This is a genomic window from Lachnospira sp. CLA-JM-H23 (genome assembly GCF_040096425.1).
GTDB lineage: Bacteria > Bacillota > Clostridia > Lachnospirales > Lachnospiraceae > Lachnospira > Lachnospira rogosae.
In genome coordinates, this window is sequence record NZ_JBBMET010000001.1 from 112,403 (window position 1) to 124,151 (window position 11,749).

Annotated in this window: 9 protein-coding genes; all 9 read left to right on the top strand. The window is 35.5% G+C overall.

Annotation, left to right across the window (positions count from 1 at the left end; all coding sequences use genetic code 11):
• Positions 1 to 13 precede the first annotated feature (13 nt).
• The 9 genes from WMO42_RS00530 to WMO42_RS00570 all read left to right on the top strand — a co-directional run bounded on the left by WMO42_RS00530 (position 14) and on the right by WMO42_RS00570 (position 11,716).
• A complete protein-coding gene (locus WMO42_RS00530) occupies positions 14 to 1,291 on the top strand; it encodes an ABC transporter ATP-binding protein (protein ID WP_349171911.1) in 1,278 nt (425 codons plus the stop codon).
• 21 nt (positions 1,292 to 1,312) lie between these two features.
• Positions 1,313 to 2,380 carry a hypothetical protein gene (locus WMO42_RS00535; RefSeq protein ID WP_022502969.1) on the top strand — a complete coding sequence of 356 codons (1,068 nt, stop codon included), beginning with the start codon at positions 1,313 to 1,315 and terminating at the stop codon, positions 2,378 to 2,380.
• The gene (locus WMO42_RS00540) at positions 2,381 to 3,964 is read left to right on the top strand and encodes an MBOAT family O-acyltransferase (RefSeq protein ID WP_349191284.1); all 1,584 of its coding nucleotides are present in this window, start codon (positions 2,381 to 2,383) and stop codon (positions 3,962 to 3,964) included.
• 46 nt (positions 3,965 to 4,010) lie between these two features.
• Positions 4,011 to 4,421, top strand: coding sequence for a hypothetical protein (locus WMO42_RS00545; protein ID WP_022502967.1), 411 nt, complete (start codon positions 4,011 to 4,013; stop codon positions 4,419 to 4,421).
• Position 4,422: 1 nt separating this feature from the next.
• The gene (locus WMO42_RS00550) at positions 4,423 to 5,502 is read left to right on the top strand and encodes a glycosyltransferase (protein WP_022502966.1); all 1,080 of its coding nucleotides are present in this window, start codon (positions 4,423 to 4,425) and stop codon (positions 5,500 to 5,502) included.
• A 5-nt stretch (positions 5,503 to 5,507) separates the two neighbouring features.
• On the top strand, positions 5,508 to 6,686 hold the full coding sequence (locus tag WMO42_RS00555) for a glycosyltransferase family 4 protein (protein WP_022502965.1): 1,179 nt from the start codon (positions 5,508 to 5,510) through the stop codon (positions 6,684 to 6,686).
• A gap of 14 nt (positions 6,687 to 6,700) precedes the next feature.
• Positions 6,701 to 7,894, top strand: coding sequence for a glycosyltransferase family 4 protein (locus tag WMO42_RS00560; RefSeq protein WP_022502964.1), 1,194 nt, complete (start codon positions 6,701 to 6,703; stop codon positions 7,892 to 7,894).
• Complete coding sequence (locus tag WMO42_RS00565; protein WP_022502963.1) at positions 7,875 to 9,650, top strand: hypothetical protein; 1,776 nt, start codon at positions 7,875 to 7,877, stop codon at positions 9,648 to 9,650. Before WMO42_RS00560 ends, WMO42_RS00565 begins: the two co-directional genes overlap by 20 nt.
• Positions 9,651 to 9,877: 227 nt before the next feature.
• Entirely contained in the window at positions 9,878 to 11,716 is a 1,839-nt protein-coding gene (locus WMO42_RS00570; protein ID WP_022502962.1) for a thiamine pyrophosphate-binding protein, read from the top strand.
• The last annotated feature ends 33 nt before the right edge of the window (positions 11,717 to 11,749 follow it).

Below are 11,749 nucleotides of genomic sequence, written 5' to 3' on the forward strand. Positions count from 1 at the left end.
AGAAATGAGGATTATGATGGATAAAGATAATGCAATTGAAGTAAAAAATATAACTAAAGATTTTAAAGTGTATTATGATAAGGGAAGCGAACTTAAGGAAAAAATGCTTTTCTGGAAGCGCAACAGATATGAGAAAAGACATGTTCTTAATGGTATAAGCTTTAATGTTAAGAGAGGTGAGGCTATAGGTTTAGTAGGTAAGAATGGCTGTGGTAAAAGTACAACACTTAAAATGCTTACTAAGATTATATACCCTGACTCAGGAACAATTGAGATGCGTGGAAGAGTATCAAGCCTTATAGAGCTTGGAGCAGGTTTTCACCCGGATATGAGCGGAAGAGAGAATATATATACTAATGCTTCTATATTCGGACTTACCAAGAAAGAGATAGATGCAAGACTTGATGATATTATAGCATTTTCAGAACTTGAAGATTTCATAGATAATCCAGTAAGAACTTATTCTTCAGGAATGTATATGCGACTTGCTTTTGCAGTTGCTATCAATGTAGATGCTGATATTCTTCTTATTGATGAAATCCTTGCCGTTGGTGATGCTAACTATCAGGCAAAATGTTTCAATAAGCTAAGAGAGATTAAGGCTGAGGGAACAACTATCGTTATTGTATCTCATTCATTAGGTCAGATTGAGCAGATATGTGACCGTTCTATATGGATAAAAAATGGTCTTATAGAAGCGGAAGGAACTCCAAAAGATGTCCATCTTAAATATCTTGACTATATGAATCAGGAGAGAATGGAACAGGCTGAGAAAGAGCAGCTACGTCAGGCAAAGCTTGAACGTGAGCAGATGGAGAAGAAGAAAGAAGAAGAACGTATCAAGAAAGAGCGTGCGAAGGTTAATTCAAGATACGGAAGTGAAGACGCAAGATTTACAGATATTCATATGTATAATGAGGCTGGCGAGGAGAGCAGAATATTCAAGACAGGAGAGAAAGTTATACTTGATCTTGGTTATCACGTTGATAATAAAGTTACAGATGCAGTATTTGGATTTGGTATATTCAGAAATGATGCTCTCTGGTGCTATGGTACTAATACAAGAATAGACAGAATAGAGAATTTTGACATTGATAAAGACGGAAGATATAAGGTAGAACTTGAAGATCTTAATCTTATACCTGGTAATTACTGGGTAGATATAACTATTGAATATGGAGAGGGTATACCTGTTGATTATTATAAGCAGGCTCTTAAGTTTGAGGTTGTATCTAATATAACAGATGTTGGCGTTACAAGAATTCCACACAAGTGGGAATTACACATTTAAGATGAGGAGATAAGAATAATTATGAAAAGGGCAGTGCCATGGATAAGAGTGGCTGGATTTATTGTTGGGCTTGTTGTACTGGTAGCAATATTTGATTACGCGTTTGCACAGACAGGATATGTAAGATATGTGCTTACATATTTCCAGAATTCAGATGAGGATATAGATACACTTGTATTAGGTGCATCGCATGCAAGAAGTGCAATTGACCCGCAGAAGATAGATGATGTTAACGACACGAATTCATTCAGTCTTGCAATACCTGGTGAGATGGTAAAGGATTCTTATTATGTGTTACAGGAAGCGTGCCGCAGTAAGAAGATTAAGACACTTATATTTGATGTGGATTACCAGTATTGGATGGAACCTCAGGCAGAAGGATATTTTCAGGAACCATTCATATACAACCAGCTTAGCTGGTCATCACCAGTAAAGTGGAAGTATATGGCAGAGAATATGCTTAATCTTGATGTTAGGAATGCATTTACGAAGAGAAATGTATATCTTTGTACTCCATCATCAGTAAAGACTAATATTTCACAGAAGCGTTCGCAGGAATATAAGGATGCGGATATCTACTCAATAGAGGTACCAGATGCCAATGGCCCATATATTGGAAAGGGATTTTTCTATCGTGAGGTAAGCGGACTTAAGCCTGGTGGTGATGCTTATGTTGATGGCTGGGTAGGCAGAGAGAATGATGGTCTTTCAGAGGTGGCTGTAACCAAGTTCAAGCAGATAAAGAAGTTCTGTGATGATAATGGTATTGAGCTTATATGTGTTACATCACCAATAACACCAAGCGTTATGCAGAAGCTTGGAATGGGAACTGTTAATGATGTACTTTCACAGTTCTTTGAAGAACAGAATGTACCTTATTATAATTTTAACAAAGCCAGATTATCAGTTCTTGACAGAAGTGATCTTGATTATGGAGATAAAGAAGGTCATATGGGTGGAGAACTTGCAGAAGAATATTCAGAAGTATTAGCAGAAGTGTTAAAAGGACATTTTAACGGAACATTAGATGAAACAAAGTATTTTTATAATACCTTTGATGAGATGTATAAAGAGATGGAGGAACAATAAATGTCATTCACAACAGTAGCCTTTTTTGTATTTTTATTAGCTGGAATAGTTGTTTATTATGTTCTTCCCAAGAATGTACAGTGGATATGGCTTCTTATATTAAGTTATATATATTATTTTACATTTAGTATTAAAGCTTCTTTATTTATGGTATTTGCAACTGTAACTATATATTTCGGAGGCATTTGGCTTCAAAATATACAGAATACAGGTGACAGATATTTAAAAGATAATAAAGAAACACTTTCAAGAGAAGATAAGAAGGCTTATAAAGAAAGCCTTAGAAGAAAGAAAAGATGGGTGTTGTTCCTTATACTTCTTTTGGATTTTGGAATGTTAGCAGTTGTAAAATATAGTAATTTTGCAATAGAGAATATTAATTCCGTACTTGGACTTATAGGTAAAGAACCAATAGGTCTTCTTGGAATGGGACTGCCACTTGGAATATCGTTCTTTACATTCCAGTCTGTATCATATGCAATTGATGTATATCAGGGAAAGTATGAGTGTGAGAAGAACATATTTAAGATGGGATTATTCGTATCATTCTTCCCACAGCTTTTACAGGGTCCAATTGGAAGATATGACAGATTAGGAAAGCAGCTTTACAGTGGACACAGCTTCAATTTAAAGAATGTAGAATATGGACTTCAAAGAATCGGCTGGGGACTTTTTAAGAAGGTTGTTATTGCAGACAGGGCGGCAGTGCTTGTTCTTAATGTATTTAATAATTATGAGGCATACAGCGGATTTCATTATATTATGGCAGTGCTTATGTACTCTGTAGATTTATATATGGATTTCTCTGGTGGAATAGATATAGTTATCGGTGCTGCACAGATGTTTGGAATTACAATGGATGAGAATTTCAGGCAGCCATATTTCTCTAAGTCAATAGGTGAATTCTGGAGAAGATGGCATATTACACTTGGTACATGGATGAAGGATTACATATTCTATCCGATGTCACTTTCTAAGAAGATGAATAAGTTCGGAAAGTGGGGAAAGAAGCACTTTGGCAATACATTTGGAAGAACACTTCCTATATGCTTTGCTAATATAGTAATATTCTTTATCGTAGGTATATGGCACGGAGCAGCCTGGAAATATATTGCATATGGACTTTACAATGGCTTTATTATTGCAATAAGCAATCTTTTAGAGCCTGTATACAAGAAGCTTCTTAATAAGTTTCATATTAATGCAACAAGCAGGGGCTGGACTTTATGGCAGATTATAAGAACATTTATACTTGTTAATATAGGCTGGTACTTTGATATGGCTGACAGTGTAAGTCAGGCTTTATGTATGATAAGATGGTCAATTCAGGGATTTAGCCTTTCACAGTTTAACAGCTCACTATTAGACCTTGGAATAGAAGCAAGAGATTATATAATTATAATCGCTGGCTGTATTATAGTATTTATTATAAGTGTACTTAAAGAAAAAGGTATAGCTATAAGAGAGAGCATAGCGGCCAAGCCATTAGCGGTAAGGTGGGCTGCTTATTATGCGTTGATAGCTGTTATATTAATATTTGGATATATAGGCGCAACACAGGGCTTTATATATGCTAATTTCTAGCTTGTAAATGTAAGTGGTGTATCAGATACACAGAAATGAGGAGTATATGTCAGAACAGATTAATGTAGAATCAATTATGAAAGAGATTAAGAAAGAGATTGAAGTTAAGGGTTATACTAATGACTTATTAAGCTTTGATGATGTTATTGTTGATGTTGGTTCAATGAATGTTAATAAGTTTGATAAAGTAAAATTCAATGAGGATATATATGTTGCCAACCACGAATGGGAAGTTAATCCATACAGACCATTACAGGGTGGAAAAGTAACAGTATTCTTTAAAAAGGCAATAAGAAAGCTTGTATATTTCTTTGTAGAACCTATCGTTATGGCTCAGGATGGATTTAATGCTTCAATTGTCCGTTTGATGAACCAGATGAACTGTTATATAGAAGAAAAAGATAAAGAGATAGCTGAACTTAAGAAAGAGATAGAAGAATTAAAGGGCGGAAAGTAATATGCGTATTTTTCAGTTATTATCTACTATTGCTTATGGCGATGCTGTTAGTAATGATACAGTAGCTATGGAAAAGGCAATCAAGCAGATGGGATATCAGACAAGAATATATGCCGAAAGCATAGTACCACCACTTGATAAAAAGACGGCACTTGCAATTTCAGAATTAAAAGATGTATCGAATGATGATATTATAATATTCCATATGTCAACAGGAAGCCGCCTGAATTTTGATGTGGCTAAGTATCCTTGCCGTAAAATTGTAGTGTATCATAACATAACACCACCAGAATACTTCAAGAATAATGATGAAAGATTCAGTGATATATGTGAGTATGGTCTTAAAGGTGCTAAGTCATTAGCTGATAAGGTCGATTATTGTCTTGCTGTTTCAGAATTCAATAAAAAGGATCTGCTTAATATGGGTTATAAATGCCCTATTGATGTACTTCCAATTATTATACCAATGTCTGATTATGATAAAGCACCAGACAAATCAGTTGTAAAGAAATATTCTGATGACTATGTGAATATATTATTTACAGGACGTATTGCACCTAATAAGAAGCAGGAGAATCTTATATCAGCATTTTATTATTACAACAGATTGTATAATAAAAAGTCACGTCTTATACTGGCTGGTTCGTTCAGATATGATGATCCATATTATATAAGGCTTACAGAATATACTAAGAAGCTTGGTATGGGTGGAACAGTTATATTTACAGGACATATAAAGTTTGACCAGATACTTGCTTATTATAAGACAGCAGATGTATTTCTATGTATGAGTGAGCATGAAGGCTTCTGCGTTCCGATTGTTGAGGCAATGAAGTTCAAAGTTCCAATAATTGCTTATGGCAGGGCTGCTGTGCCTGAAACTATGAACCATAAGGGTATGATATTAGATGATAATAATCCACAGTATGTAGCTGCCTGCATTGACAAGATGGTTAAAGATAAGAAGTTAAGGGATTATGTTATAGAAGAACAAAATGAAAGACTTGAATATTATAGCTATGATAATATATCTGCAATGTTCAAGGAGTATTTGTCAAAGTTTATTGATAAGAAGGATTGAGCATTATGAAGAAAATTGGATTTGTAGTTCCATGGTATCATAAGGATATACGAGGGGGAGCAGAACAGGAATTAAGAGGAATTGTGACCCACTTGAAAGCCAATAATGTTGATTTGGAAATAATAACAACCTGTGTAAAAGAGTTTACTGCTGACTGGACTGAGAATTATTTCAAGGAAGGTGTAGAGATAGTTGATGGAATTCCAATAAGAAGATTCAAAGTAAGAAAAGGCAATATGAAAGAATTTCATAGAATTAATGCCAAGGTTATGCAGGGAAAGACAATATCCTATGATGAAGAAGATATATTCATAAGGGAAATGGTCAATAGTCCTGATATGTATGATTATCTCAGGGAGCATAGTGAGGAATATCATAGATATGTGTTTATTCCATATATGTTTGGTACAACTTATTATGGGATACTGGCGTGTCCATTTAAGTCAATTCTTATTCCGTGCCTGCACGATGAGGCATACGCTTATTTCAGACATTATAGAGAGACATTCAGGGATTTAAGAGGAATTATATTCCACGCAAGACCGGAGATGGAACTTGCCAATAAAGTGCTTGATTTAAGAAATGTTAATCAGGTGCTTTTAGGAGAAGGCGTAGAAACAGATTTTGAATATAATGCTGACAGGTTCAGAAAGAAATACAATATTAATGAACCATATATAATATATGCAGGACGTAAAGATGAAGCCAAGAATATATATACACTTATAAAATATTTTGGCGAATTTACAAGAAGAAATCCTGATAAGAACTTAAAGCTTGTCTTAATAGGCGGAGGAGATATTAATATTCCAGAGGATATTAAAGATAAGGTAGTTGATCTGGGATTTCTTGATATACAGGATAAATATGATGCCTGTGCAGGTTCGGTATGTCTGTGCCAGCCGTCAAAGAATGAAAGCTTCTCTATTGTAATAATGGAAAGCTGGCTGTGTGAAAGACCAGTTCTTGTTAATGCGGCTTGCAATGTAACAGCTAATTTCGCTAAAGAGTCTAATTCAGGATTATATTTTAATGATTATTTTGAATTTGAAGGATGTGTTAATTATTATATGGACAATCCTGTAATTGCTGAGACTATGGGTAAGACAGGACGTCAGTTTGTATTAGATAATTTCAAATGGGATGTAATTGTTAAGAGATTTCTTGATTTTTTTGAAAGTTAGAAACGGAGATAAATATGAAAAAGATAGCTATTATAAATCAAAGATACGGATTAGAGGTTAATGGCGGTTCTGAACTTTATTCAAGACAGATTGCTGAAAGACTTAAGGCTAAGTATGAAGTAGAAGTTCTTACTTCCTGTGCTGTTGAATATGTTAAATGGCAGAATTATTACAAGGAAGGTGTTGAGGATATTAATGGTGTAACTGTAAGAAGATTTAAGACAGTACACGAAAGAATTCCTAAGGTATTCTCAGCACTTGATTCTGAAATGCTTTCTAATCCCAATGCGGGCGAAGAATTATCGGACAGATGGATAGAGCATATGGGACCATATTGTCCAGAGCTTGTAGAATATGTTGATGAACATCAGGACGAATATGAGGCAATTATTGTTGTAACTTATCTTTACTATACAGCGGTTAAGAGTATTGTAAGAATTAAGAATAAGGCAATATTTATTCCTACAGCACATCAGGAACCATTTATACATTTTGATATGTATAAAAAGGTGTTCGGGGCTGCGGATGCGTTTGTATTCCTTACAGACGAGGAAAAGGATCTTGTACACTCAATATTCCATAATGAAGATGTTCCATACGAAGTATGCGGTGTTGGTGTAGATGTCCCAACAACTGTTGATGCTGATAGATTTAAGAAGAAATATAACCTTGATAATTACGTTATATATGTAGGACGTATTGATGAAGGTAAAGATTGTCCAAGACTTTTTAATTATTTTATGGAATATAAAAAGCGTAATAAGAATAATCTTAAGCTTGTGCTTATGGGCAAGGCGGTATGTGAGATACCTAAGCACCCTGATATTATAAGTCTTGGTTTCGTTACTGATGAGGATAAATTTGACGGAATAAGCGGTGCTAAGGCACTTATACTTCCATCTAAGTTCGAGAGTCTTTCAATTTCAGTATTAGAAGCTATGACATTATCAAAGCCAGTTATAGTTAATGGTATATGTGATGTGTTAAAGGGCCACTGCGTTAAGAGTAATGGTGGTCTTTATTACAAGAATTTCTTTGAATTCGAAGGCTGTGTTAATTATCTGCTTGAACATACAGATGTATATGAGATTATGTGTAAGAATGCACGAAAGTATGTTGAAGATTACTTCCAGTGGGAAGATATTATGAAGAAGTTTGATGACATAATTAAGCTTGTGGGAGAGAAGAATGAAGCAGAAAATAAGTAATCATATGAAGAATAACTGGCAGGAATATGCAAGTGTTATACTTATGCTGTTTATTATAACAGTGGCAATGATTTATAAGTTTAATCTATTTAATTTTGATATAACATATCCAATAGCATATTCAGGCGGAGATGACCTTAGTATGCTTGTAGATGCCAAGATGTTCTCAGAACAGGGCTGGATTATGACAACGGACAGGCTGGGTGCACCAAATGGAACACAGATGTATGATTTCTCAGCTAACTATCTGCATAATGCCGGAATGGTTATAATGAAAATATTTGTATTCCTTGCTGGCGGTAATGCTGTTGTAGGATTTAATCTTACATATTTAAGCATATTTATATTTGCAGGAATTGTGTCATATATCGTAATGAGACAGATTGGAATTAACTGCTGGATTTCAGCATTGACATCAGCAGTATATGGAATGTCACCATTTATGCTTGCAAGAGGTGTGGGACATATGGTGCTTGCAGAGGCTTATTTTGTGCCTTTATCATTTCTTTTATGCTTTTATATTCTTGAAAGAGAAGAAGTGTTTAAGTTTGATAAGCAGTTCTTTAAAAGACCAATCAATTATGTTGTAATTGTAATTGCACTGCTTATTGCTAATAATGGAATAGGTTATTATCCATATTTCACCTGCTTTATACTTCTTGTAACAGGTGTATGCAAGTGGTTAAAGAATAAGAAGCCGGAAGGGTTTGTCAGAGCACTTTCAATATGTGTAGTTATTGCAGTATTCTTTATTCTTTGTATGGTGCCAGCCAAGATATACAATTTACAGCACGGTGCTAATCAGGATGCTGTATCAAGAGCTGGATTTATTGAAACAGAAATGTATGGTTTAAAGCTTATTATGCTATTTATGCCTAGAAATGCACATGGCATAGGTATAATACAGAAAGCTATAGATATGTATGACAGCAATACTACATATCTTAATGAAAATGTTACAGAATACCTTGGAATTATTGCAATCATTGGTTTCTTTATACTTATGTTCACTTTGTTTATGAACAGGGACAGTGCATTAAAGAAGAGATTAGGAGCACTTTCTGAGATTAATATTATGCTTGTGCTTCTTGGTACAACAAGCGGACTTGGAACTATGATAGCATTTCTGATCACAGATAAGATAAGAGGCTATAACAGAATTTCAATATTTATTGAATATGTATGTATATTGGCGGTGGCTATGCTTATGGGAGCTATTGTTGATAAGCTTAAAGCTGATAAACGCACAGCTTCAATTATTGTAACAGCAGTGACAGGACTTGTATGTGTGTTTAGTATATGGGAAGGCTGCGGTGGCAAGACACCAACAGAAACCTATAAGGCAATACAGGATGAATATGCAAGTGATGATAAGCTTGTGTCATACATTGAAAGTTCAGTTGATGATGGCTCTATGATTTATCAGCTTCCATATCATAAATATCCGGAGGGTGAGTCACAGAATGATATGTGGGATTATCATCTTTTCGTTGGTTATCTTCATTCAGACACACTTAAATGGAGCTATGGTTCTGTTAAGGGAAGAGAAGGCGATAGCTGGAATGAAGAAATCGGAAGCCTGAAAGCCGATGATATGGTTAAGGCTTTAAAGGAAGCGGGTTTTGCCGGAATATATATTGACAGAAGAGCGTACCTTGCAGAACAGATAGAACAGTTAGAAAGTGATTTGACAGAAGCAACAGGAACAAAGCCGGTTATAAGTGATAATGGCTGTCTTAGCTTTTATAAGTTTTAGATGACATAGCTCTGGATAGAATTAAAAATGGTTTAGTGATGATAATAATGAAGCTATGATTTATATTGCTCATATGTGTATGTGGTTCACGTCTGCGAAATAGAAGATATAAGCGATACGATTTTGGGCGACACAGAGAATCCGGTAGAATTATATATTGACAGTATACGAATATTTGTAAAGTATAAGAATAATTATAAAATGATTAATAGAATGGAGATTAGAATATGAGAATACGTTTAGCTGATTATGTTGCAGATTTTCTTGTAAGCCACGGTGTTACAGATGTGTTTTCTGTAGTAGGTGGAGGAGCTATGCACCTTAATGATGCACTTGGACACAATGAAGGGCTTAAGGTAACTTATAATCATCACGAACAGGCTTGTGCTATGGCGGCTGAAAGCTATGCAAGAATTGATAACAGAATTGCAGCAGTATGTGTTACAACTGGACCGGGTGGAACTAATGCACTTACAGGTGTAGTTGGCGGCTGGCTTGATTCAATACCGATGTTTATAATAAGCGGACAGGTAAGATATGATACAACAGCAAGGTATGCCTTATCGTATACTGAAACTCCGTTAAGAGCTATGGGTGATCAGGAATATGATATAGTAAAGTCAGTATCTAATATGACTAAATATGCAACTATGATTGAAGACCCTAAGGATATAAGATATGCTCTTGAGAAGGCATGGCACCTTGCTACAACAGGAAGACCAGGTCCTGTATGGATAGATATTCCGGTTAATTATCAGGGTGGATATATTGAAACAGATGAATTAAGGGGTTATGATCCAGAGGAAGATGATAAGCTGCTTCCACCGCCTGTTGAGGATAGCGTTGTCAAGGCTGTTCTTGAAAAGATTAAGAATGCGAAAAGACCAGTATTTCACGCAGGTTATGGAATAAGACTTTCGGGTGCATATGATGTGTTCCGTTCAGTTGCCAAGAAGCTTAATATTCCTATCGTGACATATTGGAATGCAGTTGACCTTATTGAAGATGATAATCCTCTTTATTGTGGAAGAGCTGGTAATATGGGTGACAGACCAGGTAACTGGGCTATACAGAATTCTGACCTTATATTAGCAGTAGGAACAAGAATATCAATCCGCCAGACAGGATATAACTGGAAGACCTGGGCGAGAGCCGCAGAAGTAATAATGGTAGACATAGATAAAGCTGAGTTAAAGAAGCCAACTATCCACGTTGAAATGCCAGTATGGGCAGATGCAAAGGATTTCCTTACAAAGCTTGATAAATACGCTTCAGATATAGCACCTGTATTCAGAGGAGATGAGTGGTGCAGTACAACATTGAAGTGGAAAAAGGAATATCCTGTTGTACAGCCAAAGCAATGGGAGGAAAATGGAAGTACAGCTAATGTATACGCATTTATTAAATACTTAAGCAGCCAGCTTCCAGAGAACAGCCTTACAGCAGTATCTAATGGGGCGTGCTGTGTTGTAGGTAATCAGACTTATGTCATTAAAAAAGGCAGCAGAATGGCTAACAACAGTGCTGTTGCCAGTATGGGATACGGACTTCCAGCAGCTATTGGTACTTGTATCGGTGGCGGCAGAAGAACTACTATATGCCTTGAGGGTGACGGCAGTATTATGATGAATTTGCAGGAACTCCAGACAATAATTACTAACAAGCTTCCAATTAAAGTATTCCTCATTAATAACAATGGTTATCATTCAATAAGACTTACACAGAATAATCTGTTTAAAGAGCATTGCAAAATAGGAATTGGTCCAGAGTCAGGAGATTTATCTTTCCCTGAATTCAAGAAGATTGCTGAAGCATTTGGTTATGATTATTACAGTGCTTCATCTAACAAAGAGATGATGGAAACAGTTGATAAGGTATTAGAGGCAGATGGTCCTGTATTCTGTGAAATATTTACAGATACCAAGCAGGTATGGGAGCCAAAGAGCAGTACTAAGAGATTAGAGGACGGAACACTTGTAAGTCCTCCACTTGAGGATTTAGCTCCATTTTTATCAAGAGAAGAACTTAAAGAGATTATGTTTATACCATTATTGGATGAAGAATAAATCAGACAATGAAATTATGAATATAAAATAGCT

Bases quoted from the DNA above. Each gene is read 5' to 3' on its own strand.
- WMO42_RS00570 (WP_022502962.1), top strand. From the start codon at position 9,878: ATGAGAATACGTTTAGCTGATTATGTTGCAGATTTTCTTGTAAGCCAC.
- WMO42_RS00550 (WP_022502966.1), top strand. From the start codon at position 4,423: ATGCGTATTTTTCAGTTATTATCTACTATTGCTTATGGCGATGCTGTT.
- WMO42_RS00535 (WP_022502969.1), top strand. From the start codon at position 1,313: ATGAAAAGGGCAGTGCCATGGATAAGAGTGGCTGGATTTATTGTTGGG.
- WMO42_RS00565 (WP_022502963.1), top strand. From the start codon at position 7,875: ATGAAGCAGAAAATAAGTAATCATATGAAGAATAACTGGCAGGAATAT.
- WMO42_RS00560 (WP_022502964.1), top strand. From the start codon at position 6,701: ATGAAAAAGATAGCTATTATAAATCAAAGATACGGATTAGAGGTTAAT.
- WMO42_RS00540 (WP_349191284.1), top strand. From the start codon at position 2,381: ATGTCATTCACAACAGTAGCCTTTTTTGTATTTTTATTAGCTGGAATA.
- WMO42_RS00545 (WP_022502967.1), top strand. From the start codon at position 4,011: ATGTCAGAACAGATTAATGTAGAATCAATTATGAAAGAGATTAAGAAA.
- WMO42_RS00530 (WP_349171911.1), top strand. From the start codon at position 14: ATGATGGATAAAGATAATGCAATTGAAGTAAAAAATATAACTAAAGAT.
- WMO42_RS00555 (WP_022502965.1), top strand. From the start codon at position 5,508: ATGAAGAAAATTGGATTTGTAGTTCCATGGTATCATAAGGATATACGA.